Source organism: Rhizobium viscosum (genome assembly GCF_014873945.1).
Classification (GTDB): Bacteria; Pseudomonadota; Alphaproteobacteria; order Rhizobiales; family Rhizobiaceae; genus Rhizobium; species Rhizobium viscosum.
Map to the genome: position 1 here is coordinate 951160 of NZ_JADBEC010000001.1, position 24430 is coordinate 975589.

Consider the following 24430-nt stretch of genomic DNA (forward strand, 5'->3'; position numbering starts at 1 on the left):
CGTTGCGCCGGGGGTTATCGATGCCAAAATCGGTTTTTCGGTTCCTGTCGCGACAGCCTGAAGCGGTCGAACTCGAAAACGACAAATATGTCCTGCGCCTGCCGCGCTACCAGGATTTCAATCAGTGGCACCGGCTGCGCGCCGACAGCCGCCGTTTTCTGGAACCCTGGGAGCCGACATGGCGGCGCGACGAGCTGACCGAAGGCTCGTTTCGCGCCCGCGTCATCCGGGGCAAGCAGGAATATGCTTCGGGACAGGCGATCCCGCTCTTCATTTTTCTGAGAAAGGATATGACGCTCGTTGGCGGCATCACCATCGGCTATATCCGCCGGGGAGCCGCCCAAAGCTGCATGATTGGCTACTGGATGGGCGAGCGTTATGCCGGCCAGGGACATATGTTCGCCGCACTTCAATTGGTTATTCCCTATATCTTCACAGGGCTTGAGTTGCACCGTATCGAAGCAGCCTGTATTCCAGATAACGCACGGAGCATTCGCCTGCTTGAGAAAGCCGGGTTCCAGCGGGAAGGCTACCTGCGCGGATATTTGAAGATCAACGGTCAGTGGCATGATCACGTGATGTTTTCACGCTTGGCCACCGACGCGGATACAGGCAGGAAACCCAACAGCCGATGAACAAAGACCGCATGCTGCTGACGTCACCGTCCGGACGAGTGATCGCGGTGATCGCAGCCCTTCTCCTGTCGGTGTTCGCCCTTGCGGCGGGAACTGTGCAGGCGGCCGAACCGGTAAAGATTTCCCGCGACGATACTGCGCTGGACCTGACTGCCACGACGGAAATCTACGCCAACCAGGGCGAGGCCTTCCAGGTTTCCACCGCTGCCGGCGCCGATGGTATCCGCCGGCGTATCGAGGTGCGCGCGAGCTCGGAAAACCATCAGGGCGACTGGGCGGTCTTTGCGCTCGCTAACGTCTCCGAGGAGCAGCTCGAACGCGTTATCGTCGCGCCGCACTTCCGCCTCGTCAATTCCAAGCTGTTCTGGCCCGATCTCGGCTCGCAGCGCATTATTGCGATCACGCCAAGCGAAGGTTTTGCGCTCGACCGCCAGCCGAGCGATGAGGCCGACGTCTTCCGCATCACGCTGAACCCAGGCGCTGTCATCACCTTCGTTGCCGAGCTTGCCACGCCGGAGTTGCCACAGATCTATCTGTGGGAGCCAGACGCTTACAAGGACACGATCAACGCCTTCACGCTCTATCGCGGCATCGTGCTCGGCATTGCCGGCCTGCTCGCGGTGTTCCTGACGATCCTCTTCGTCGTGAAGGGAACCTCGATGCTGCCGGCGACGGCGGCTCTCGCCTGGGCGGTACTCGGCTATATCTGCGTCGACTTCGGCTTTCTCGGAAAGCTGATCAGTGTCGCCTCAGCGGATCAACGAATATGGCGCGCCTGTGCGGAGGTGGCGCTCGCCTCCAGTTTCGTCATCTTCCTGTTCACTTATCTCAATCTCAACCGATGGCATGTGCATCTCGGCTACGCCACGCTTGCCTGGGTGCTGGGTCTTGCCCTGCTCTTCGGCGTTGCGATCTACGATCCGTCGATTGCGGCCGGCATTGCCCGTCTATCTTTCGCACTGACAGCGGCGACCGGCCTGCTGCTGATCATCTATCTCGGCTTCAACCGCTATGACCGCGCCATCCTGCTCGTGCCGGCATGGGCGCTGACGCTCGTCTGGCTGTTCGGCGCGTGGATGACGATCACCGGCCGGCTTGACAATGACATCATCCAGCCCGCACTCGGCGGCGGCCTCGTGCTGATCGTGCTCTTGATCGGCTTCACCGTCATGCAGCATGCCTTTGCGGGAGGCGCCTTCCAGCAAGGTCTCTTCTCCGATCTCGAGCGTCAATCGCTGGCGCTGACGGGCTCGGGCGACATGGTCTGGGATTGGGATGTGGCGCGCGATCGCGTCGTCACCATTCCCGATGTTTCCGTAAAACTCGGGCTTTCACCGGGCACGATGCATGGCGCGGCGCGCAACTGGCTGCCGCGGCTGCACCCCGACGATCGCGACCGTTTCCGGGCAACGCTTGATGTGCTCCTGGAACATCGCCGCGGCCGGCTGAACCACGAGTTCCGCATCCGCGCCGAAGACGGGCACTTTCACTGGCTCCTGATCCGTGCCCGGCCGGTGCTCGGCTCGAACGGCGAAATCATCCGCTGCGTCGGCACGATCGTCGATGTGACCGAGCAGAAGAATTCCGTCGAGCGGCTGCTGCACGATGCGCTGCACGACAACCTGACGGGCCTGCCGAACCGACAGGTCTTCATAGACCGCCTGCAGTCGGTGCTGACACTGGCGCCGGGCGGCGAGACGCTGCGCCCGACCGTCATGGTGATCGACATCGACCGCTACAAGCTGGTCAATGATTCCCTCGGTGTCGCAGCCGGTGACAATATTCTGATCGCGCTCACCCGCCGCCTGCGTCGCCTCCTGAAACCGCAGGATACGCTGGCGCGCCTTTCCGGCGACCAGTTCGGCGTCATCCTCGTTTCCGAGCACGATCCGGCCAAGGTTGCCGATTTTGCCGATGCGATGAGCAAGGCAATCATGGTACCGATCAATTTCTCCAACCGCGAGATCATCCTGACCGCCTCCATCGGTCTCACCTCCTGGGTGGACCAGCAGGAGAGCGCGTCGGGTCTGCTCAGCGATGCCGAGCTTGCCATGTACCGGGCCAAACGTGCTGGCGGCAATCGCGTGGAGCCCTTCCAGCCGGCTTTCCGTGATTTCGGCACCGACCGCCTGCAGCTTGAATCGGATCTGCGCCGTGCCATCGAGCGCAAGGAACTTTCGATGGTCTACCAGCCGATTGCGCGGCTGGAGGATGTCGAGATTGCCGGCTTCGAAGCGCTGATGCGCTGGGAACATCCCAAGCGCGGCAACATCCCGCCGTCGGAATTCATCCCGATCGCCGAAGCGTCCGACATTATCGGTGCGCTCGGCATCTTCGCGCTGGAGCAGGCGACCAACGACCTGATGGGTTGGCAGAACCAGACCGGCGAGCTGCCGATCTTCGTCTCGATCAATCTGTCGAGCGTGCAGCTTCTCAACAACGATCTTTACGACGACGTCCGTTCGGTACTGGCCAAGACCCATTGCGATCCTTCGCGGCTGAAGCTGGAACTGACAGAATCCATGGTGATGGAAAATCCGGAACAGGCTCGTCTCGTACTGCAGAAGCTGAAGGAAGCTGGTCTTGGCCTCGCGCTTGACGATTTCGGCACCGGCTATTCCTCGCTCGCCTACCTGACCCGCTTCCCCTTCGACACGATCAAGCTCGATAAGGCGCTGGTTCGCGACAACAGCGACAAGAAGGCGACCATCTTGAAATCGGTGATTTCCATGGCGCGCGAGCTGGACATGAAAGTGGTGGCCGAAGGCATCGAGTCCAACGAGGATGCGATCGAGCTTGCCAAGATGGGCTGCAGCTACGGGCAGAGTTATCTCTTCGGCCCACCAATGCCGTCGGAATCGGTGCTGCGGCTGCTGAGAGAACGGTTTCCGCTGACGAAGCGGGCCTGAGCATCCCCGCAGAGGAATAGGGGGAGGACGCGGTTTACTGCCTTGCCCTCTCCAACGCTGCCGCTATTCTGCCCGAAAACACAACCGGGAGGCACCTTATGATCCTGCACTGCGTATTCATGCGGCTGAAGAGCGCTATGACGCCTGACGATAAGCAGGCGCTGTTCGACGCCATCGTGGCGCTGAAGCAGGTGATCCCGGGAATTCTTGACATCAAATACGGGCCGAATGTTTCACCCGAGGGACTGCATGGCGGTTTCGTCGACGGCTTTGCCGTGACCTTCGAAAGCCCCGAGGCACGCGATACCTATCTCGTGCATCCCGAGCATGTGACCGTCGGCGAGCGCATTGTCTCGTCGACGGATGGAGGCCTGGCGGGCCTCCTGGTTTTCGATCTCGTTATCTAAGATCCCGTCAGCTCAGCTCGACTTCGCCATCGCTGCGGAGAGCTGGTCGACATTGTAGCGGAACATCTTCTCGTAGGTCGGGGCTGGGCCTTTTGAGTCCGAGAGAGATTCGACATAGAGTTCACCGCCCGGCTCGGCGCCCGTCGCAGTGGCAACCTGCTTGACGAGGCGCGGATCGTTGGAATTCTCGAAGAAATAGGTTTTCACGTGTTCCTGCTTGATCTGCTCGATCAGCTTGGCAACGTCGGCGGCCGATGCTTCGCTTTCGGTGGAGAGGCCGAGGGGTGCCAAGAAGCTGACATTGTATTCCCGGCCGAAATAGCCGAAGGCATCGTGGCTGGTCAGCACCTTGCGGCGATCATTGGCGATCTTGTCGAACTTGGAATGTGCATAGCCGTCCAGTTCGTCAAGCTTCCTGGTGTATTTCTCGGCATTCGCCTTGAAGGCGGCGGCATCGGCCGGATCGGCTGCGGAAAGTGCCTTCTCGATATTGGCGACCCAGACCTTCACATTGACAGGGCTGTTCCAGACATGCGGATCGGTGACGGTTTTACCATCCTCTTCCATCGTGCGGGTGTTGATGCCTTCGGACACTGTGACCGGATTTCCCTTGTAGCCGGAGGCGGTGATGAGGCGGTCCATCCAGCCTTCCAACCCCTCGCCGCTGACGAAGGTAACTTTTGCAGCATTCAGCGCCTTGGCATCGGCCGGCGCCGGCTCGAACTCATGGGGATCGCCGTTCGGACCGACGAGGCTCGTGACCTTGACGTGATCGCCGCCGACCTGTCGGACGACATCGGCAAGCACGGTGAAGGAGGCAACGACCTTCAGCGTTTCGGCCGAAGCCGGCACGGCCGAAAGCGTCATCAGCACCGGCAAGGCGGCGGAGAGAAGCAGTCTTCTAGGTAACATCGATGTCTCCTGGTATCAGCCCTTCAGATGCGGGCGGGGGAAGAAGCGTCGGGCAAGGCCCGACGGCGCGAAGAAGATGGAGAGGCCATAGAGCAGCGCCGCCGTCATGATGATCGTCGGGCCGGAGGCAAGTTCGAGATGATAGGAGGTGATGAGCCCAAGATAGCCGGATGCCGCTGCACTTGCCGCCGCTGTCATCATCATGGCCGGCAGACTGCGCGACCAGAGCTGTGCGATCGCGGCCGGCAGCATCATAAGGCCGACGGCCATCAGCGTGCCAAGCGCCTGGAAGCTCGCGACAAGGTTCAGCACCACAAGCAACAGAAAGAGGAAATGATAGACCGGCCCGCGCCCGCCGACGGCGCGCAGGAAGCCCGGATCAAAACATTCCGCGACCAGCGGGCGATAGACGATCGCGAGCGCCAGCAATGTAACCGACGTGATGGCGCCGATCTGCGTCAGTGCCGGCGCGTCGATGGCAAGGATGGTGCCGAAAAGTACATGCAGCAGATCGATGTTCGAACCGCGCAAGGAAACGATGAGGACACCCAAGGCCAGTGACGCCAGATAGAAGCTTGCGAAACTCGCATCCTCCTGCAGCACGGTCATGCGGCTGACGACACCTGATAGCAGCGCGACGGAGAGACCGGCAACGAGACCACCAATGCCCATTGCCGTCAGCGACAGCGAGCCGGCAACGAGATAACCAATTGCCGCTCCCGGCAGCACGGCATGGCTCATCGCGTCCCCCATCAGGCTCATGCGGCGAAGCATGAGAAAGACGCCGATGGGGCCGGACCCGAGACTGAGACATAGGCAGGCGACGAGCGCGCGGCGCATGAAGCCATAGTCGGCGAAGGGGGCGAAGAAGATATCGTAGGCCGTCATGCCGCCGGCTCGCAGGCTTCAGCATCCTCATCCCAGCGTTCGGCCATGGCGCAGGCCTGCAGAAGATTGACAGATGACATAACCTCCTGCGTCGGCCCCCAGCCGATCAGCCGGCGGGCGAGCAGCAGGGTTTCCGGGAAATGCGCCCTCACCTGTGCGAAATCATGGAGCACAGCAATCACCGTCCGCCCGTCGCCATGCCAGCGGACGACAATGTCGAGCAGATCCCTCGTCGTGCGGGTGTCGATGGCAGTGAAGGGTTCGTCAAGCAGGATGATGCGCGCATCCTGCAGCAGCAGGCGGGCAAAGAGCACGCGCTGGAACTGGCCGGCCGAAAGTGAGCCGATATGGCGCCTTTCGAATCCTTCCAGACCGACGGTAGCGAGTGCGGTGCGAGCGCGCGCAGTGTCCCGCTTTGCCATACGGCCAAAGGCACCGGCCGAACGCCAGTTTCCGAGCAGCACCGTATCCAGCACCGAGATCGGGAAACGCCTGTTGATGTCAGCCGCCTGCGGAAGATAGCCGAAATCAGTGCGTTGCATCAGGTGCTCCACCCGCCCTTCGGCGGGGCGCAACTCCCCCATGATCGCCTTCAGCAACGTGGATTTTCCCGCCCCATTCGGCCCGGCGATTGCTGTCAGGCTGCCGGGCTGGAAAGTGCCGGAGAGATGATGGACTGCAGGATGACGATCATAGGAGACCGTCAGATTGTCGAGACGGATGACTGGCGCGCTCATGGCAGGAGGATCGCCCAATGGATCGCGAGCCAGAGAAGCGCCACGATGGCAACCACGAAGCAGACGCGCATAGGCGCCGATTGCCCGAGGAGACTGACGGCGAAACGTTCCTGGTCGGGCGGCATTCTCAATCCTTATACGTAATAACATTACGGTTATGTTATAACGATTACGGCAAAAATGAGGCAAGGATGTTCTTTGCGCAAGCGGATGCCCGGCGCGACATCCTCAGCGCCGCAAGAGATGCCGTATCGTCGCGACATTGACGCTTACTTCAGCGATCAAATAAAAAAGGGCGCCAAAAGGCGCCCTTGCGTAACAACAGGAGCTTTTCCTGCTCAGAGCTGTTCGAGCATCGCCGCAGCACCGGAAACCGTTGCCTGGCCGGGCGATTCCTCGACATTAAGCGACTTCACGACACCGTCCTCGATCAGCATGGAATAACGCTTGGAGCGCACGCCGAGGCCACCGGCGGAGAGATCGGCATCGAGGCCGACTGCCTTGGTGAAGCCGGCATCCCAGTCGGCGAGGAAATGGATCTTGCCGAGGCCGCCCGAAGACTGCGCCCAGGCGCCCATGACATGCCAGTCGTTAACGGCGAGAACGGCGATGTCGTCAACGCCCCTGGCGAGGATGGCGTCGCGGTTTTCCAGATAGCCCGGCAGGTGGTTCAATGAACAGGTGGGCGTAAAAGCGCCGGGTACGGCGAACAGCACGACGCGCTTGCCAGCAAAAAGCTGCTCGGTGGTGGTTTCCACCGGGCCGTCGGCGGTCTTTTCCTTGAAGGTGGCGGCAGGAAGCTTGTCGCCGATCGCGATCGTCATGGATTTTCTCCTCGGTTCTGGCTGGTTGCGGGCAAGACCGCATGGGGATTGAGAGGGACTATAAGATGCGGTCAATCAAAGACAAGCGTGGTTTCCATGGCGCGGGCGCCGTCAACGATGAGCACTCCCCACTGCTTGCCCTTGATATCGTAATTCTTCGGTAGCTTCCCGATGGCGATATCGGCGGAATAGGCCCTGCCGTTGCGCCCCACATTCATCTGCTTGGTGAAGGCATAGCCGCTCGGCCCGGTGACGATGATTTCGGGCGTTCCATTCCCTGCTTCCGGCAGAGTAACTTTAAGCGAGAGTTGCTTCAGGTCGGATGACATCGCGTGTGCCACGACCTCGAAATCGGCAGACGGCGCTTCGGGAAGGCGGGCAGCAGCGCTCTGAAGAATCATCTCCTCCTGCGGGCGCGACTGGGCGGCAGCGCCAAATTTCAGTGAAAGCTGCGCCTGGAAAGGAATGCAGATATCCTTGCAGATGCCGATGAAAGCGGTGGCGTCGAGAACGACCGGCCCCGCTTTCGAAGCCGTCAGCGATAATGGCAGGGTCACCGGCGTCTCATAGCCGATGTCCTCGACCTTGCCGCTGGAGATATGTTTCGGAACGGGATAGGAAATGGCGTCAAGCGTGACGCCGCTTTGCGGTGCGATGGTGATCTGCGGCGGGATGCCGTTATTGCCCGGTTCACGCCAATAGGTGATCCAGCCAGGTTTCGGCTCGATCTGCAGGCCTGCCCTTATATGGCCGGCAGCGTCCGGCGGCAGTGCCACGAGACGCATCCGGCCGCCCTCGTTCTGCACCCAGTCACTCATTTCGGCAGGCGCCGGACGCAACAATCCGAGCATGGACGCAGCCGAAATGACCGCAATTAATGGCGCGCGCACAAGCAATGAAATAACTCTCATGGAACAAGGGTTTACCGAAACTTGCCAATTGCCGCCAGAAGTCCCGCCCATTTAAATCTTCATTTTCAGTTGATTGATTTGTGACATTGCCCCATGTTTCTATTGTCGGAGCCTTTGTGCGGTCTGGCGGCAGGAGGAACCATGTCCCTAGCAACGCTGAAGAACAGACGGGAACGCGGATTTTTCGACGGTCAGTTTCTGATCGCCATGCCGGGCATGGAGGATCGCAACTTCGCGCGCACAGTAATTTACATCTGCGCCCACTCGGATGCAGGGGCCATGGGCTTCGTCATCAATCGCCCGCAGAGTCTCACCTTCACCGATGTCCTGCTGCATCTCGATATGATCAAGCAGGAAGATTCCATCGTGCTGCCGAAAGATGCACGGGAGTTTCCTATCCAGACCGGTGGGCCGGTCGAGAGCGGTCGTGGTTTCGTGTTGCATTCCGACGATTATGTCAGCGACTCCTCCATTCCCGTCAGTGACGATATCTGCCTGACGGCGACGCTCGATATCGTGCGCGCGATCTCCAAGGGCGGCGGTCCGAAGCGGGCCACCATGCTGCTCGGCTATTCCTCCTGGGGTGCGGGCCAGCTCGAAAACGAGGTGGCCTCCAATGGCTGGCTCAATTGCGCGGCCAATGAAGAGTTGATCTTCGATCGCTGCCTCGATGACAAGTATGAGCGGGCGCTTGCCAGCATGGGTATCACGCCTGCCATGCTTTCGGCCGAAGCCGGCCACGCCTGACTGCATCATTCCGGAACGAAACTCGTTCATTAGCGTTTTCTGTCGGCAAACACGGATACTCCGTCCGTGATCCGAGAGGAGACACACAAATGGGTAGCACTGGCGACAAGATTTCCGGCAAAGTCAATGAGATGGCCGGCAAGGCGAAGAAGGCGGCCGGCAAGGCCACCGGCAACCGCGAAATGCAGGCCAAGGGTGGCATGCAGGAAGCCAAGGGCAAGGCCCAGGTCGCAAGCGGCAAGGTCAAGGACAAGCTGAAGGGCGCTGTCGACCGGCTTTGACGCCCCATTTCATTCATATGTGCAATGCCTGTCGCATCCGTGTGCGGCGGGCATTTTCCGTCATATCCTGCCTGTAGGGGGGCTGCCATGAGGCTGTTTGCCTGCGACAATTGCGATCAGATCATCCATTTCGACAACAGGCAGTGCGTGCGCTGCAACCACCGCCTCGGCTTCTTTGCGGGCGATCTTTCCATGCATGCGCTGGAATCGCGCGACGAGGCGAACTGGCAGCTGGTCTCCGATCCGGACCGGCTCGTGCAGTTCTGTGCCAATGCGGGCCTCGACATCTGCAACTGGCTGGTCGATGACGGCAATGATTTTTGCATCGCCTGCCGGCATAACCGGCTGGTGCCGAATACCGACACGCAAGACGGCATCGACCGCTGGCGCCGCATCAGCCAGGCGCAACGCCACCTCTTCTATTCGCTACTGCGCTGGAACTTGCCGCATCCCGACCGGCAGGAAGACCCGCAGGGCGGCCTCGTTTTCGATTTCCTCGAAGACATTGTGCAGAATGACGGCAATGTCGTACCGGCGATGACCGGCCATGAGGACGGGCTGATCGCGATCCGCGCAGCGGAAGCAGACGACGTGACCCGCGAGCAGGCCCGCACGGCGATGGATGAACCTTATCGCACGCTGCTCGGCCATTTCCGTCACGAGACCGGACACTTCGTCTGGAACAAGCTGGTCCGCGACCGCAATGGGTTCGACGAATTCCGCGCAGTCTTCGGCAATGAGCAACAGGACTATGGCGCCGCACTACAGGATCGTTATGCCAATGGGCCAGTTGCAGGCTGGCAAGAGAACTTCATCAGCGCCTATGCCTCCGTCCACCCCTGGGAAGATTTCGCAGAATGCTTCGCGCACTACCTGCACATCGTCGATACGCTGGAAACGGCGCGTAGCTTCGGCATCGCGATCGATCCGCGCGGGCATGAAGAGATCGCTGGTGAGGTGGATTTCAATCCCTATCGAGCGCAAAGCGCCGAACAGCTCGTCGGCGCCTGGGTGCCACTCAGCCTTGCGATCAACGCGATCCAGCGCAGCATGGGACAGCCGGATTCCTATCCCTTCGTGCTGTCTCCGCCTGTCGTGACGAAGCTGGAATATATGCACCGGCTGATACAGAACGCGGCCGTGGAGCAGCAGCAGGCGGATTGATCAGCCTGCCTTCTTGCTCTTCTTGAACGGCTCCATACCCTTGCGGGCGAGTTCATCAGCACGTTCATTTTCAGGATGGCCGGCGTGACCCTTGACCCAATGGAGGGTTACCTTGTGCCGGTTGCGGGCCTCTTCCAGCGCCTGCCAGAGTTCGGCATTCTTCACCGGCTTATTGTCCGAGGTTCTCCAGCCGTTTTTCTTCCAGCCGAATATCCACTTGGATATGCCGTCTTTCACATAGGCGCTGTCAGTATAGAGATCGACCTCGCAGGGCTCCTTCAGGGCAGTCAGTGCGGAAATGGCAGCCAGGAGTTCCATGCGGTTGTTGGTGGTTTCAGCCTCGCCGCCGGAGAGTTCCCTTTCGACCTCGCCGTAGCGCAGCACAGCGCCCCACCCGCCGGGGCCGGGATTGCCGGAGCATGCCCCGTCGGTAAAGATATCGATGTGCTTCATAGGCTCAGTCCATATTCGACGGGCGAGGAAATCTGGCGGTGGAAGCGCAGCTTGCGCAGATATTCCAGCGGATCCTTCTTGGTGACCATCGCACCCTCGGGCGTCGTCAGCCAGTCGTAAAGACGGGTCAGGAAGAAGCGCAGCGCCGAGCCACGGGAAAGAACCGGCAGAGCTTTGATCTCCGCCTCGCTCAATGGCCGTACGCTCTGGTACCCTTCCAGCATCTGCATGCCCTTGGTGATGTTGTAGGCGCCGTCCTTCTCGAAGCACCAGGCATTGAGGCAGATCGAGACGTCATAGGCGAGCAGATCATTACAGGCGAAATAGAAATCGATGAGGCCCGAGAGCTCGTCACCGAGGAAGAAGACGTTGTCGGGGAAAAGATCGGCGTGGATGACGCCATCAGGCAAATCCTTCGGCCAATGGGCCCGCAGGAAATTGAGCTCGCTGCGGATCTCGTTCTGCAGCCCAGGCTCGACTTCATCGGCGCGTGCTTCCGACTTGTCCCACAGCACCTGCCAGCCTTCCAGCGACAAGGCATTTGGCCGCGTCAGTGCAAAACCTTCGCCAGCAACATGCATCTGCGCCAGCGCCTTGCCGACTTCGCGGCAGTGTTTGGCCTCCGGCTTTCTGAGCCACATGCCTTCCAGAAAGGATATAAGGGCGGCGGGACGGCCCGACAGCGTGCCGAGCAGCGCGCCGTCCTTGCGCGGCAGCGGCAGCGGGCAGGACAGGCCGCCGGCTGACAGATGCTGCATCAGGCCGAGGAAGAAAGGCAGATCGCTCTTTTCCACCCGCTTTTCGTAGAGTGTCAGGATGAGCGGCGCCTTGGATGTGTGCAGCAGGAAATTGGAATTCTCCACGCCTTCCGCGATGCCCTTGTAGGAGAGCAGCGTACCGGCATCATATTCGGTGAGAAACCATCTCAGATCGTCTTCGGCGATATCGGTATAAACTGCCAAGGTGGGTATCTCACTGTAGAAGCGGTGTCATCAGGTAGGCGGGACAGAGCGGGTGGCCACCCTCGCCTCCTTATTCTCCATTCACGAATGCCATGTCAGCCGTCGTCAATTCAAGGCTGCGCAGTTCGCGATTGACGAGGAAATGCTCGTTTTCCTGCACGGTTTCGGCAAGCTCGACGCGGGCATCGAAGCGGGTGCGGAAGGCCTCGATGATCTCGTTGACGATCACTTCCGGGGCGGAAGCGCCGGCGGACAGTCCGAGCGTGGCAATCGGGCCGATCTCATCCCAGTCGAGCTCGGAAGCCCGCTGCACGAGGATCGACTTCTTCGCCCCTGCGCGGAGCGCCACTTCGACGAGCCGCTTGGAATTGGACGAATTCGGCGCGCCGACAATGATGAAAAGATCGCAGCCGGGGGCCGCTTCCTTCACCACTTCCTGGCGGTTGGTCGTGGCATAGCAGATGGAATCGGCAGCCGGTGCCTGCAGCTTGGGGAAACGCTCTTCCAGCCGTTTGATGACGCCGGCGGTATCGTCGACCGAAAGCGTCGTCTGCGTGACATAGCCGAGATTATCGGGATCATCAGGCTGATAAACGTCCGCATCCTCGACAGTTTCGATGAGCGAAACAGTGCCTTCGGGCAACTGACCCATGGTGCCGATCACTTCGGGATGACCGGCGTGGCCGATCAGGACGACATGGCGGCCGAGGCGATTATGGCGCATCGCCTGCTTGTGGACCTTGGAGACCAGCGGACAGGTTGCGTCGAGATAGAAGAGGTTGCGGGCATTCGCATCCTCGGGCACGGATTTCGGCACGCCATGGGCGGAAAAGACGACCGGCTGGGCACGGTGTTCCGCCGGGATCTCGTCAAGCTCCTCAACGAAGACAGCTCCCTTGGCTTCCAAACCTTCCACGACATAGCGGTTATGGACGATCTCGTGGCGGACATATACAGGCGCGCCGTAAGCCTTCAGTGCCAGCACAACGATCTGGATCGCCCGATCGACGCCAGCGCAGAAGCCGCGCGGACCGCAGAGCCTGATCGTCAACGGAGGTTTTGCCGCAATGTTCATAACATACCCAGGTTAAGCTTCAGGGACCTCTAACCCAATATGGGTCGGAATTGAAGCGATACTATTGCGCTGCACCCTTGCGGGGACGAAACCAGGAGATGGCAACGACAACGAGAAGCACCGCAGCCAGCCCGTACCAGGTGAAAGCATATTGCAGATGGTCGTTCGGCAGATCGACCTGCGTGACACCGCCGATCGGAAAGCCCGCCGGGTTGGGCGTGGAATCGGCGTCGACGAAGAAGGGCACGACGCTACCCTTGTCGAGGTCGACACTCGAGGCCATCACGTCGAGATCTTTCCAGTAGAAGATGTTCTTCGCCACGTCATTGTCGGGCACAAGCGAGGAGGGTTTGCCGGGGAGTTTGGCGCGCGCGAGGCCGGTTACGGTCTGCTGACCGGTCAACTGGCCCTGCATGCGCATTTCCGGCTCCTTGTTCTCATAGGGAACGAAGCCTCTGTTGACGAAGAGGTAGCGCCCGTCCGCAAGCTGCAGCGGCGTGTAGATGTAATAACCGGTCTGGCCGCGCCAGGTGGCGAAGAAGTGGCGCTCCTTGTTGTTGATATAGCGGCCGGTGGCGGTGACCGTGCGGTATTCGATATCGCCGCCCTGAGCAGCCATGGTCTCGATATCGGCAAGTGGAACCGGGGCCGCGGCTCGGCGCTCTGCGATATCGGCGAGCAGGCCTTCCTTCCAGTGAAGACGTTCCACCTGCCAGGTGCCGAGCGAAATCAGGATGGCGAGAGCGATGAGAACCGTTATGCCGGTCAAGACCGGCAGCTTGCGGCGCGGGGCCGGACTCTCGATGTCAGTCACTCAAGCGTCCCTCGCGGGCATTGTGGCGATATTGCATGGCGATGAGGATGCCCTTGCACCAGCGCAGCGCCAGCAGCGAGAGTATGATTGTGAGCGGGGCAAAGAGCAGAATATGAACCCAGATCGGCGGGGCATAATTGACCTGCAGCCAGAGCACCGAACCGATGATGATGAAGCCGACGATGAGGATGACGAAAACGGCGGGCCCATCGCCTGCATCGGCGAAGGAATAATCCAGCCCGCAGGCGGCGCAGTTCGGTTTCAGGCCGAGCACGCCATCGAAGAGCTGCCCATGACCGCAGCGCGGGCAGCATCCCTTGATGCCGGTCTTGACCGGATCGACCGGCGGAAATTGCGCGCTATCTTCGTTCATATCGATCTCCATGCAGGCGGCTTTTTGTCGTCTGCCTTAACTCTCCCATAAAGTATTCGCATCCCGAATGGAAATGCCTGCGCGGTTTCGCCCGCTGCATAATTCCTCAAATCGGATTCGATTTAAAGAATTATGCAGCAATTCAAAGTGTTACAGCGTCCTTTGCTCGTCCGGAAGGACGTGCGGCGCTGTAATGATTCGCGCCAAACAGAAGAAGAAGACTGATGACCAACGATAGCCATGCCGGACAGATCATTATCCTGAACGGCGCGCCGCGAAGCGGCAAATCCAGCATTGCGCGCGCAATCCAGGAAGAATTCGAGGGGCCGTGGATCAACCTCGGCGTCGACACCTATAATGCCATGACGCCGAAGCGCTACTTGCCCGGTATCGGATTGAGGCCCGGCGGAGAACGGCCGGATCTCGAAGAACTCGTGCCGTTCCTCTATGCGGCGCTTTATGAATCGATCGCCATCCATGCCGGATTGGGGCTCAACGTCGTCTCCGACCTCGGCCACCATGACAGCTACTCACAGCCACTCGGCATCCTCGGCGACTGCGCCAGACGACTGGACGGTTTTCCCGTGCTGTTCGTTGGCGTCAAATGTCCGATCGAGGCGATCATGCAGCGGCGGGAAATCGCAGAGGAAGGGCGTGAGACCCTCTACCTGCGCGCCACCGGCGAGACACCCGTGCCGGAACCAGTGCAGCGCTGGCAGGACGAGGTTCATCGTCCCGGCCTCTACGACATGGAGGTCGATACATCGGTACTGACCGCGCTCGAATGCGCTGAGGCGATCCGCCATCAGCTGGATCTCGGCATTCCCGAGCCTTCGGCCTTCGAGAGGCTGGCTGGTCAACGGTAGGATGACGAGCCAGAGCAATTCCAGCAAAAGTGTGCAGCGGTCTTGCGTCCGGAATTGCGTGAAAACAGGGAGATAGAGCGTTTTCGTGTTTCGAGGAACGACGGAGATGCTCTATCTCTGAGACAAAGAAAAAGGCGGGGGCCAGTGGCACCCGCCTTTTCTGATTTCAATTCGGCCTCGATCAGCCTGCAGCGACCGGAGCTCCCCAGCCGCCCCAGACGTAGATACAGAAGAACAGGAACAGCCAGACGACGTCGACGAAGTGCCAGTACCAGGCAGCCGCCTCGAAGCCGAAGTGCTGCTTCGGCGTAAAGTCGCCGCGCAACGCACGAAGGAGGCAGACCAGCAGGAAGATGGTGCCGACCAGAACGTGGAAGCCGTGGAAACCGGTGGCCATGAAGAAGGTCGCGCCGTAGATCGAGTTGCGGAACTCGAACGGAGCATGAGCATATTCATAGGCCTGGACGGAGGAGAAGAGCACGCCAAGCAGGACCGTCAGCGTCAGACCCTGGATAAGGCCCTTGCGGTCGTTATGCAGCAGAGCGTGGTGCGCCCAGGTCACCGTCGTGCCAGAGAGCAGCAGGATGACGGTATTGTAGATCGGCAGGTGCCAGGGATCGAGAACCTCGATGCCCTTCGGCGGCCAGACACCGCCGGTATAGGCAAGGCGCGAAGCCTGGATGGCTTCGTGCGGAAAGAGGCTGGCGTCGAAATAGGCCCAGAACCAGGCGACGAAGAACATCACTTCCGAAGCGATGAACATGATCATGCCGTAGCGCAGGTGCAGCGACACGACGCGTGTATGAGCACCCTCATGGGCCTCCTTCACGGTGTCGGACCACCAGCCGTACATGACGTAGAAAACGACAGCCAGCCCGATGAAGAAGAGCCACGGATGGGCCCATTCGATACCGAAAACGTGCAGCGAGCCGCCGTTCAGGTAGCGCATGTAGCCGACGCCGCCAAAGGCCATCAGGAATGCGCCGAGCGAGGCCAGTATCGGCCATGGGCTCGGAGCTATGATGTGATAGTCGTGATTCTTCTGATGAGCATCGGCCATGTCAGATCCCCGGTGTCTTCCTTCTCCGCTTCCGGCACCGCCGGAAACACTCCTCAATCAAAGTTTCTTTTCAGTCTTTTCCGTTCCACCTTCATTCGAAGCCACCGGCTTCGGACCCTCTTTGGGATAGAACGTATACGAAAGCGTGACCGTGCGAATGCTTTTCGATTCCGCGGCCTTGGTAATTTCCGGATCGATGTAGAACACGACCGGCATTTCAAGCTTTTCGCCCGGTTTCAGGTCCGTTTCATTAAAGCAGAAACATTGCACCTTGTTGAAATAGGCGCCCGCCTCGCCCGGCGTCACGTTGAAGATCGCCTGGCCGCGCTGGGTTTCGTTGGAACGGTTTTCGGCGATGAAATTGACCTGGATAGTCTCGCCGATCTTCGGATTGACCTCGCGCTCGACCGGCTTGAATTCCCACTGCAGGCCGGGAGCGACGTTCGCATCGAAGGTGACGCGCATCGTGCGGTCGAGAATGACGCTCGAAACCTGATCAACACGCTGCGTGGTGCCGTTATAGCCGGTCACCTGGCAGAAAAGGCGATAGAGCGGCACGGCCGCATAGCTCGCCGCACCCATGCCGACGACGAAGCTTAGGCACATGAAGACGACGGCAGCATTGTTGCGCGGCTTCTTCGGTGCGTTGACGGCGTCGCTCATCCCATCAGCCCCCATGCCCGAGGAACTTGACGATGGTGATGACGTAGAAAAGAACCACCAGGCCGGCGAGTACGACACCGAGCGCAATGTTGCGGTTGCGGCGCGACTTGCGCTGCGCTTCTGTAAGCTTGACCAATTCCATCAGAACGAGCCTCCTGCATACGAACCCAGCATGGCAACCAGCCGGTCGAGCATCAGCGCGGAGAATACGGCGAAGAGATAGAAGATCGAGAAGCCGAACAGCTTCTTCGCCGGGATCATCTTGAGATCGCCGTCAGGCATGCGCCAGACGGCGATGGAACAGTATATGAAGGCCGCGCCGAGTACTGCGGCAACCACACCATAACCGACACTGGCAAAGCCAAGGAAGGTCGGCAGCACTGCACAGATGGCCGTCAGCACGGCATAGGCAACGATCTGATGCTTGGTGGTGCGCTCACCCGAAACATTCGGCAGCATTGGCACGCCCACCGCTTCGTAGTCTCGCATCTTGAAGAGGGCGAGCGCCCAGAAATGCGCCGGCGTCCACAGGAAGATGATGAGGAATAGAACCGTGCTTTCGATGGTGACCGAATTGGTCACGCACGCCCAGCCGATCATCGGCGGGAAAGCACCGGCCGCGCCACCGATAACGATGTTCTGCGGCGTCGAGCGCTTCAGCCACATCGTATAGATCACGACATAAAAGAAGATGGTGAAGGCGAGGATAAAGGCCGACAGCCAGTTGACCGCAAGACCGAGGATCGTCACCGAGAAGCAGGAGAGCACGAGGCCGAAGGCAAGCGCCTCCTTGGGCATGATGCGGCCGGCCGGGATCGGGCGCTTTGCGGTGCGGCTCATAACGGCGTCGATGTCGGCGTCATACCACATGTTCAGCGCACCCGATGCGCCGGCGCCGACGGCAATGCAGAGAATAGCGATCAGGCCGAGAACGGGATTGATGTGGTCCGGCGCCAGCACCAGGCCGGCAAAGGCCGTGAAGACCACGAGCGACATGACCCGCGGCTTCAGAAGCTCGAAATAATCGCGTGCACTGGCTTCCGACAGACGAAAGTCGCCGTCTTCAGCAAGAGCCTCGTGATTGTCGATTACCGTCATCATTCCGTCCTGAATAAATGAATTGCCAGACGCCGCAGGGGGCTGCGGCGTCCGGGATTTCAGCATCTTACTTGATGCGCGGAAGCTGTTCCCACTGATGGTAGGGCGGCGGCGAAGGCAGCTGCCACTCGAGGGTCGTTGCGCCCTCGCCCCACGGATTGTCACCGGCAACGCGCTTCCTGGCGAAGGCTTCCCAGACACCGACGAGGAAGATGATCACGCCGACGAAGGAGATGTAGGAGCCGATCGACGAGACATAATTCCAGCCGGCAAATGCATCCGGATAGTCGATGTAGCGGCGCGGCATGCCGGCAAGGCCGAGGAAGTGCTGCGGGAAGAACACGAGGTTCACGCCGACGAACATGACCCAGAAATGCAGCTTGCCGAGGAATTCGCTGTACATGTAGCCGGTCATCTTCGGGAACCAGTAATACCAGGCAGCGAAGATGGCGAAGACGGCGCCGAGCGACAGAACGTAGTGGAAGTGAGCCACGACGTAATAGGTGTCATGCAGCGAGCGGTCGAGGCCGGCGTTTGCGAGCTGGACGCCCGTGACACCACCGACGGTGAAGAGGAAGATGAAGCCGATCGCCCAGATCATCGGCGTGCGGAAGGTGATCGAGCCACCCCACATCGTCGCGATCCAGGAGAAGATCTTCACACCCGTCGGAACGGCGATGACCATCGTTGCGAAGACGAAATAGCGCTGCGCGTCGAGCGACAGGCCGACCGTATACATGTGGTGAGCCCAGACGACGAAGCCGACGGCGCCGATGGCGACCATGGCGTAGGCCATGCCGAGATAGCCGAAGACCGGCTTCTTGGAGAAGGTGGAAACGATATGGCTGACGATGCCGAAGCCCGGCAGGATCAGGATGTAGACTTCCGGGTGACCGAAGAACCAGAACAGGTGCTGGTAGAGGATCGGGTCACCGCCGCCTTCCGGCGCGAAGAAGGCGGTGCCGAAGTTACGGTCGGTGAGCACCATGGTGATGGCGCCAGCCAGAACCGGCAGCGAGAGCAGCAGCAGGAAGGCGGTGATCAGAACGGCCCAGGCAAAGAGCGGCATCTTGTGCAGCGTCATGCCGGGAGCGCGCATGTTGAGGATCGTGGTGATGAAGTTGATCGCACCGAGGATCGACGAGGCGCCGGCAATGTGCAGCGAGAATATCGCCAGGTCGACCGCCGGTCCCGGCTGACCGCCGACGGCGAGCGGCGGATACATGGTCCAGCCGCCGCCTGCGCCATATGCGCCGGCCGGGCCTTCGACGAACATCGAGATGACCAGCAGCAGGAAGGCCGGAACGATCAGCCAGAAGGAAATGTTGTTCAGACGCGGGAAAGCCATATCCGGCGCGCCGATCATGATCGGCACCATCCAGTTGGCGAAACCGCCGATCATCGCCGGCATGACCATGAAGAAGATCATGATCAGCGCGTGAGCGGTGGTGAAGACGTTGAACATGTGCTTGGCGCCATCGATGGCGGCATCGCCTTCGAAGCCGTAGACCATTGAGGCCAGGCCGTGGAAGATCTGGATGCCCGGCTCCTGCAGCTCCATGCGCATGGCAACGGAGAGAAGGCCTCCGATGATACCGGCAAAGATCGCGAAGATCAGGTAGAGCGTGCCGATATCCTTATGGTTCGTGGAGAAGAACCAGCGGTCGGCAAAGCTCGGCGTATGAGAGTGATCGTGATGGTCGTCATGCGCGTGGGCGTCATGAGCGTGGTGATCATGAGAATGATCGTCGTGAGCGGAAGGTCCAGCCATTGTCCCGATCCCTATCTTACTTTGCGACGTTTTCAGCGACATCGACGGTCTTTGCAGAACCATCGGCAGCGGCGATCAGTGTCTTGTAGGCGCCGGGCAAGTCGGTCGCGGCCGAAGCCAGCCACTGCTTGTACTTGTCCTCGGAGACGACGCGGATGGCGATCGGCATGAACGCGTGGTCCTTACCGCAAAGCTCGGAACACTGGCCGTAGAACAGGCCCTCACGCTCGGCGCGGAACCAGGTTTCGTTCAGGCGGCCCGGAACGGCATCGATCTTGACGCCGAAGGACGGCATGGCGAAAGCGTGGATAACGTCGGTCGGCGCGGCGGTGACGAGAACGCGAACGGTCTTGTTGACCGGCAGCACGAGTTCGTTGTCGACGGCGAGCAGGCGCGGATAGACGGCAAGATCGGTCTTGCCGGCAGCGGCACGATCCGGCTCCTTCAGAAGATAGGAGTCGAAGGCGACGGGCGTTTCACCCGAACCTTCATATTCGTAGTTCCACTGCCACTGGGTCGCGGTCGCCTTGATGGTCACATCAGGGTTTTCCGGCAGGGTGAGCTGCGCGGTCAGCAGCGTGAAGGAGGGAATAGCGAGGAAAAGAAGTATCAAGACCGGCCCCACGGTCCAGATAACTTCGATCACCGTATTGTGGCTCGTCTTGGAGGGAACCGGGTTTGCCGAAGCACGGAACTTGAAACAGACGACCAGAAGGAGAACGAGAACAAACAGCGTGATCGGAACGATGAACCACAGCGTGTATTGTTCGAACCAGTGGATCTCCCGCATGATCGGCGTTGCTGCCGGCTGCAGGGTAGCCTGCCACGGCATCGGCTGATCGGCATATGTGCCGGAAGCAAAAAGCAGACAGACCAGCGCGGTCAGAGCTGCAAAAGCCTTCTTAATCACCTTGTAATCTCCCTCGAGCGCTGATCTGCATCAAATCGGATGCAGAATCCTTGCCATCTTCTGCGCTTCAAACCACAGTTTGGCATCCGCCGCAACAGGCAGAAGCAATTGTCTATGCGGCATATTTGCTCAAAGACTGCCTCCTCAGCCACGGCAAAACATTGCAAGCTTTTCATCAGCATACGAAAAACGTGCTTCAGGGCCAATCCGCCCGCTGCACATTCTTTTGGCGAGGTCCTATTTCTGCCGCAGTCCCCCGGTTTTCACGGGGTGGGGCTTTTCATTTTCTGTGGGCAGCTTCACAAATAGCGGCAATGATTCGATATCCAGAGGTTTTCATGGGTTTCCGTTCCCTCGCGCGGCCTTTTGTTCTGGCCGCAGGCATCGCGACCGCCGCGACGAGCCCCGTTTTCGCGCAGCAGACGCCGACGCCCGCGCAGTCGCGTCCTGCCACGCCCGCTCCGAAGCCCGCCCCGGCACAGCAGCCTGCACCGTCTGCGACGCCGAACGTCGAGCAGGTGACGCCCAGCCAGGCTCAGCCGCCGGCTCCCGGCACGGTCCGTTCCAACCATGGCGCATGGTCCGTCGTCTGCGACAAGCCCGCTGGCGCCTCGACCGAGCAGTGCGCGCTGATGCAGAATGTCATCGCCGAAGACCGTCCGGAAGTGGGTCTCTCCGTCGTCGTCCTGAAGACGGCTGACCGCAAGTCGAAGATCCTGCGCGTGCTGGCGCCGCTCGGCGTGCTGCTGCCCAACGGCCTCGGCCTCAATGTCGACGGCAAGGATATCGGCCGCGCCTATTTCGTGCGCTGCTTCGCCGACGGCTGCTATGCCGAAGTCGTTCTCGAGGACGAGCTCTTGAAGACGTTCCGCAGCGGCGCGCAGGCAACCTTCATCGTCTTCCAGACGCCGGAAGAAGGCATCGGCATCCCCGTCGACCTCAAGGGCTTCGCAGAAGGCTATGACGCCCTGCCCTGATGCGGGGCTTGCTCGCGCAGTGCATCAGACCTACATCGGCTATTGAGCATTACCGCTCTTCTTGCGGAGCATAAAACCATGACCACCGATCTCCTGACGCTTTTTGATGCCGATGAAGCGACGATGCGCAAGCATGTTGCCGAGGCGCTTTCCGGCGCCGATGACGGCGAGCTCTTCATCGAGCACGCGCAGGCGGAATCGCTGACCTTCGACAATGGCCGCCTCAAGGGCGGCAGCTTCAACACCGAACAGGGTTTTGGCCTGCGAGCAGTCGCGGGCGAGGCCGTCGGTTATGCGCATGCGGGCGACCTTTCCGTTTCGGCGCTAAAGCGCGCTGCAGATGCGGTGGGCGCCGTCACACGCGGCTATTCCGGCTCCTACGCAGCCGCCCCCCAGGGCACCAACCTGAAGCTCTACACCGACGAGAACCCGATCGGTTCGCCGACCTTCGAGGAGAAGGTGAAGGTGCTGACCGATATCGACGCCTATCTGCGCGGCAAGAACGACAAAGTGCGGCAGGTCACGGCTTCGGTTGCGGCAAGCTGGCAGGTGGTCGATATCCTGCGCGCCGACGGCCATCGGGTGCAGGACGTCCGTCCGATGACGCGCATCAACATCTCCGTCATGGTCGGCGAAGGCGACCGGCAGGAGAGCGGCTCCTATGGCCAGGGCGGCCGCGTCGGCTTCGGCGATTTCATCGCGACCGGAAGCTGGCAGCGCGGGGCCGACGAGGCTCTGCGGCAGGCGCTCGTCAATCTTGAGGCGATCGATGCGCCAGCAGGTACGATGGATGTGGTGCTCGGCTCCGGCTGGCCGGGTGTGATGCTGCACGAAGCCGTCGGCCACGGGCTCGAGGGCGACTTCAACCGCAAGAAGACCTCGGCCTTTGCCGGTCTTCTCGGCCAGATGGTAGCGGCACCTGGTGTCACCGTCGTCGATGACGGCACGATCGACAGCCGCCGCGGTTCGATCACCATCGACGACGAAGGCACACCGTCCGCCTACAACGTGCTGATCGAAAACGGCAAGCTCGTCGGCTATATGCAGGACCGGCAGAACGCCCGGCTGATGGGCCTGGCACCGACCGGCAACGGCCGCCGCCAGGGCTATGCGCATGTGCCGATGCCGCGCATGACCAACACCTATATGCTCGGCGGCGACAAGACGCCGGAAGAGATCATCGCTTCGGTCAAGAAGGGCGTCTATGCCGTCTCTTTCGGCGGCGGTCAGGTGGATATCACATCGGGCAAGTTCGTCTTTGGCTGCACTGAGGCCTATCTTATCGAGAACGGCAAGATCGGCGCACCGATCAAGGGCGCCATGCTGATCGGCAACGGCCCGGATGCGATGAAGCGCGTGTCGATGATCGGCAACGACATGAAGCTCGATACCGGCATCGGCAATTGCGGCAAGGCAGGCCAATGGGTGCCTGTCGGCGTCGGCCAGCCGCACCTGCGCATGGATCAGGTCACAGTCGGCGGCACGCAGGCCTGAGGCGGTGCGATCATGGCCGAAATCGAGATCAGAACCTTCTCTCCTGACGATGCCGACGGCGTAATTTCGGTCATCCTGCCGATCCAGCGTGAAGAATTCGGCATCGACATCACCGCCGACGCGCAGCCGGACCTGCGCGTCATTCCCGATTTCTATCAGTCGGGCAAAGGCCAGTTCTGGGTGGCGGTCAAAGACGGCGCCATCGTCGGCACGGTAGGCCTCAAGGATATCGGCAACAACCAGGCGGCCCTTCGAAAGATGTTCGTGGCCGTCGAGGTGCGGGGCCGCGAACATGGTGTGGCCACCCGGCTGCTCGAGGCGCTCCTTGCCCATGCCCGCGACGTGGGCGTGACCGATATCTTCCTCGGCACGACGGACAAGTTCGTCGCCGCGCATCGGTTCTATGAAAAGAACGGTTTTTCCGAGATTGCCAGCCAGGGCCTGCCGCGAACATTCCCGCGGATGGCTGTCGACAGCAAGTTCTATCGGCGGACAATTTAGGCTAGCCTCAAGCAATAGAACCTCGAGCCGATGGGGCGTTGCTTGGCGACGGAAACATTTCTGCTGAAATTCCTGTCACCCGAGACGGGTTGCTCGGCCCACGAGATGCGCTTCGAGGCTCCGATGGAGGTTGTTGCGGCCATTCTCGATGTAGAAACGCCCGAGCTGGCAGAGCATCTCTTCTACCTTGAGATAGGTGAGCTGGACGCGCTGTCCTCGATGCTGGGCCTCCCCTTTCCCGAACCGGATGGTGGGGTTGTGCTCACCCGGCCGCAATGGATCGATAGCGTGCCCTATCTGGTCCATACCAATTTCGAGCTCGCCCTGATGCTGGATGGCCACAAGCCATTCGCCATGTTTTCGGACGAAGAAAGTTCGGGGATTTTAAAGAAGGTCCGAGTCTACTTTCAGCCCTACGTCGATAGCGGTGCAATCATCGAACGGGTCGAGCCAATCGTTGAGGGCAAGTTTCGCCTGGTTCGCATTCTCTACGCGCTGCCGAAAGAAGAATGGCGGTTCGACGCCTATACCGAGCTGATGCGCGAAAGGCGTTGGACGGGCGAAAGCGAGTACCGCCTGGGGCGTCTGCTCGGCTATACAGAAGAACAATGCCAATGGTGGATCGCGCAAAGAGGTGAAGCAGGAAACGCTAATGCGCCGAAGGCTTGAATTTCCATTTTCGCTCGATTGCAGCGGCAAGATCGACCTCATGGCGACGGGCGAAGAGCAGGACATGGCCGAGAATATCGGCAGTCTCGTCGGCGAGGTCGCGCTCCATCTCCTCGGGCGAGCGACCTTTGGCACGGCCGCGGCCGGTCAGGCGGTTCCAGGCCTGGGTGAGTTCACCCATCTCCTCCTGCAGTTTCAGCAGAAACCAGTCGGCATCACGCTCGATGTCGTTGGCGGCGGCGTAGGCGGAGGATGAAGTTTCGAACTGGTCGGCGAGCCGTTGCAGCATGGGCGTTCTCCTTTTGTTTATGAGGAGAGCGCCGATTCCC

General features: G+C 60.3%; 29 protein-coding genes. 11 read left to right on the forward strand and 18 right to left on the reverse strand.

The genetic code is table 11. The features are described 5' to 3' along the window. Positions 1-20: 20 nt before the first annotated feature. From H4W29_RS04845 to H4W29_RS04855, 3 genes are all read left to right on the forward strand, one after another. On the forward strand, positions 21-635 hold the full coding sequence (locus H4W29_RS04845; protein WP_113323094.1) for a GNAT family N-acetyltransferase: 615 nt from the start codon (positions 21-23) through the stop codon (positions 633-635). Continuing rightward, positions 632-3544, forward strand: coding sequence for a sensor domain-containing phosphodiesterase (locus H4W29_RS04850; protein WP_192727919.1), 2913 nt, complete (start codon positions 632-634; stop codon positions 3542-3544). Before H4W29_RS04845 ends, H4W29_RS04850 begins: the two co-directional genes overlap by 4 nt. Before the next feature lie 98 nt (positions 3545-3642). Next, complete coding sequence (locus H4W29_RS04855; protein WP_192727920.1) at positions 3643-3951, forward strand: Dabb family protein; 309 nt, start codon at positions 3643-3645, stop codon at positions 3949-3951. Between the two features lie 12 nt (positions 3952-3963). On the opposite strand, the gene H4W29_RS04860 is transcribed toward H4W29_RS04855, so the two are convergent. The 6 genes from H4W29_RS04860 to H4W29_RS04880 all read right to left on the reverse strand — a co-directional run bounded on the left by H4W29_RS04860 (position 3964) and on the right by H4W29_RS04880 (position 8223). Continuing rightward, positions 3964-4863: a metal ABC transporter solute-binding protein, Zn/Mn family gene (locus H4W29_RS04860; RefSeq protein ID WP_192727921.1), complete on the reverse strand. Its 900-nt coding sequence runs from the start codon at positions 4861-4863 to the stop codon at positions 3964-3966. A 15-nt stretch (positions 4864-4878) separates the two neighbouring features. Further along, entirely contained in the window at positions 4879-5751 is an 873-nt protein-coding gene (locus H4W29_RS04865) for a metal ABC transporter permease (RefSeq protein WP_192727922.1), read from the reverse strand. Beyond that, positions 5748-6488 carry a metal ABC transporter ATP-binding protein gene (locus H4W29_RS04870; RefSeq protein WP_192727923.1) on the reverse strand — a complete coding sequence of 247 codons (741 nt, stop codon included), beginning with the start codon at positions 6486-6488 and terminating at the stop codon, positions 5748-5750. The genes H4W29_RS04865 and H4W29_RS04870 overlap by 4 nt, the downstream gene beginning before the upstream one ends. Next, positions 6485-6613 (reverse strand): hypothetical protein, encoded by a 129-nt coding sequence (locus tag H4W29_RS34645; RefSeq protein ID WP_281401181.1) that lies wholly within the window; start codon positions 6611-6613, stop codon positions 6485-6487. Before H4W29_RS34645 ends, H4W29_RS04870 begins: the two co-directional genes overlap by 4 nt. A gap of 213 nt (positions 6614-6826) precedes the next feature. Further along, on the reverse strand, positions 6827-7312 hold the full coding sequence (locus H4W29_RS04875) for a peroxiredoxin (protein ID WP_192727924.1): 486 nt from the start codon (positions 7310-7312) through the stop codon (positions 6827-6829). A 71-nt stretch (positions 7313-7383) separates the two neighbouring features. Beyond that, positions 7384-8223 (reverse strand): protein-disulfide reductase DsbD domain-containing protein, encoded by an 840-nt coding sequence (locus tag H4W29_RS04880; protein ID WP_192727925.1) that lies wholly within the window; start codon positions 8221-8223, stop codon positions 7384-7386. Between the two features lie 141 nt (positions 8224-8364). Here H4W29_RS04880 and H4W29_RS04885 point away from each other — a divergent pair, with 141 nt between their 5' ends. The 3 genes from H4W29_RS04885 to H4W29_RS04895 all read left to right on the forward strand — a co-directional run bounded on the left by H4W29_RS04885 (position 8365) and on the right by H4W29_RS04895 (position 10415). Next, positions 8365-8970, forward strand: coding sequence for a YqgE/AlgH family protein (locus H4W29_RS04885; protein ID WP_007818010.1), 606 nt, complete (start codon positions 8365-8367; stop codon positions 8968-8970). 89 nt (positions 8971-9059) lie between these two features. After that, the gene (locus tag H4W29_RS04890; protein WP_007818007.1) at positions 9060-9251 is read left to right on the forward strand and encodes a CsbD family protein; all 192 of its coding nucleotides are present in this window, start codon (positions 9060-9062) and stop codon (positions 9249-9251) included. 87 nt (positions 9252-9338) lie between these two features. Continuing rightward, positions 9339-10415: a zinc-binding metallopeptidase family protein gene (locus H4W29_RS04895; protein WP_192727926.1), complete on the forward strand. Its 1077-nt coding sequence runs from the start codon at positions 9339-9341 to the stop codon at positions 10413-10415. On the opposite strand, the gene rnhA is transcribed toward H4W29_RS04895, so the two are convergent. The 5 genes from rnhA to H4W29_RS04920 all read right to left on the reverse strand — a co-directional run bounded on the left by rnhA (position 10416) and on the right by H4W29_RS04920 (position 14092). Next, the gene (rnhA, locus tag H4W29_RS04900) at positions 10416-10868 is read right to left on the reverse strand and encodes a ribonuclease HI (RefSeq protein ID WP_113323084.1); all 453 of its coding nucleotides are present in this window, start codon (positions 10866-10868) and stop codon (positions 10416-10418) included. Next, positions 10865-11830 (reverse strand): homoserine kinase, encoded by a 966-nt coding sequence (locus H4W29_RS04905; protein WP_192727927.1) that lies wholly within the window; start codon positions 11828-11830, stop codon positions 10865-10867. Before H4W29_RS04905 ends, rnhA begins: the two co-directional genes overlap by 4 nt. Before the next feature lie 70 nt (positions 11831-11900). Next, complete coding sequence (gene ispH / locus H4W29_RS04910; protein WP_037105628.1) at positions 11901-12905, reverse strand: 4-hydroxy-3-methylbut-2-enyl diphosphate reductase; 1005 nt, start codon at positions 12903-12905, stop codon at positions 11901-11903. A 61-nt stretch (positions 12906-12966) separates the two neighbouring features. Continuing rightward, positions 12967-13719: an SURF1 family protein gene (locus H4W29_RS04915; protein WP_192727928.1), complete on the reverse strand. Its 753-nt coding sequence runs from the start codon at positions 13717-13719 to the stop codon at positions 12967-12969. After that, positions 13712-14092 carry a DUF983 domain-containing protein gene (locus H4W29_RS04920; protein ID WP_007817996.1) on the reverse strand — a complete coding sequence of 127 codons (381 nt, stop codon included), beginning with the start codon at positions 14090-14092 and terminating at the stop codon, positions 13712-13714. The genes H4W29_RS04915 and H4W29_RS04920 overlap by 8 nt, the downstream gene beginning before the upstream one ends. Before the next feature lie 224 nt (positions 14093-14316). On the opposite strand from H4W29_RS04920, the gene H4W29_RS04925 reads away from it, so the two are divergent. Further along, on the forward strand, positions 14317-14958 hold the full coding sequence (locus H4W29_RS04925) for a chloramphenicol phosphotransferase CPT family protein (RefSeq protein WP_192727929.1): 642 nt from the start codon (positions 14317-14319) through the stop codon (positions 14956-14958). Between the two features lie 181 nt (positions 14959-15139). Here the strand turns inward: H4W29_RS04925 and H4W29_RS04930 are convergent, their stop codons facing one another. The 6 genes from H4W29_RS04930 to coxB all read right to left on the reverse strand — a co-directional run bounded on the left by H4W29_RS04930 (position 15140) and on the right by coxB (position 20460). Next, positions 15140-16018, reverse strand: a complete 879-nt coding sequence (locus H4W29_RS04930; protein WP_113323078.1) for a cytochrome c oxidase subunit 3 — start codon at positions 16016-16018, stop codon at positions 15140-15142. A 57-nt stretch (positions 16019-16075) separates the two neighbouring features. Continuing rightward, positions 16076-16681: a cytochrome c oxidase assembly protein gene (locus H4W29_RS04935; protein ID WP_192727930.1), complete on the reverse strand. Its 606-nt coding sequence runs from the start codon at positions 16679-16681 to the stop codon at positions 16076-16078. Positions 16682-16685: 4 nt separating this feature from the next. Then, positions 16686-16823 (reverse strand): cytochrome c oxidase system small membrane protein, encoded by a 138-nt coding sequence (locus tag H4W29_RS04940; RefSeq protein WP_192727931.1) that lies wholly within the window; start codon positions 16821-16823, stop codon positions 16686-16688. Then, positions 16823-17779 carry a heme o synthase gene (locus tag H4W29_RS04945; RefSeq protein ID WP_192730673.1) on the reverse strand — a complete coding sequence of 319 codons (957 nt, stop codon included), beginning with the start codon at positions 17777-17779 and terminating at the stop codon, positions 16823-16825. The genes H4W29_RS04940 and H4W29_RS04945 overlap by 1 nt, the downstream gene beginning before the upstream one ends. Before the next feature lie 67 nt (positions 17780-17846). After that, positions 17847-19550 carry a cytochrome c oxidase subunit I gene (ctaD, locus tag H4W29_RS04950; protein WP_192727932.1) on the reverse strand — a complete coding sequence of 568 codons (1704 nt, stop codon included), beginning with the start codon at positions 19548-19550 and terminating at the stop codon, positions 17847-17849. A 16-nt stretch (positions 19551-19566) separates the two neighbouring features. Continuing rightward, a complete protein-coding gene (coxB, locus tag H4W29_RS04955) occupies positions 19567-20460 on the reverse strand; it encodes a cytochrome c oxidase subunit II (protein WP_192727933.1) in 894 nt (297 codons plus the stop codon). 314 nt (positions 20461-20774) lie between these two features. On the opposite strand from coxB, the gene H4W29_RS04960 reads away from it, so the two are divergent. The 4 genes from H4W29_RS04960 to H4W29_RS04975 all read left to right on the forward strand — a co-directional run bounded on the left by H4W29_RS04960 (position 20775) and on the right by H4W29_RS04975 (position 24101). Further along, complete coding sequence (locus tag H4W29_RS04960) at positions 20775-21437, forward strand: invasion associated locus B family protein (RefSeq protein ID WP_192727934.1); 663 nt, start codon at positions 20775-20777, stop codon at positions 21435-21437. A gap of 78 nt (positions 21438-21515) precedes the next feature. Continuing rightward, a complete protein-coding gene (gene tldD / locus H4W29_RS04965; RefSeq protein WP_192727935.1) occupies positions 21516-22931 on the forward strand; it encodes a metalloprotease TldD in 1416 nt (471 codons plus the stop codon). A 12-nt stretch (positions 22932-22943) separates the two neighbouring features. Beyond that, positions 22944-23432: a GNAT family N-acetyltransferase gene (locus H4W29_RS04970; RefSeq protein ID WP_192727936.1), complete on the forward strand. Its 489-nt coding sequence runs from the start codon at positions 22944-22946 to the stop codon at positions 23430-23432. 42 nt (positions 23433-23474) lie between these two features. Beyond that, positions 23475-24101: a hypothetical protein gene (locus H4W29_RS04975; protein ID WP_192727937.1), complete on the forward strand. Its 627-nt coding sequence runs from the start codon at positions 23475-23477 to the stop codon at positions 24099-24101. On the opposite strand, the gene H4W29_RS04980 is transcribed toward H4W29_RS04975, so the two are convergent. Continuing rightward, entirely contained in the window at positions 24082-24390 is a 309-nt protein-coding gene (locus H4W29_RS04980) for a nucleoside triphosphate pyrophosphohydrolase family protein (RefSeq protein ID WP_192727938.1), read from the reverse strand. The two genes, H4W29_RS04975 and H4W29_RS04980, sit on opposite strands and share 20 nt — an antisense overlap. Positions 24391-24430 lie beyond the last annotated feature (40 nt).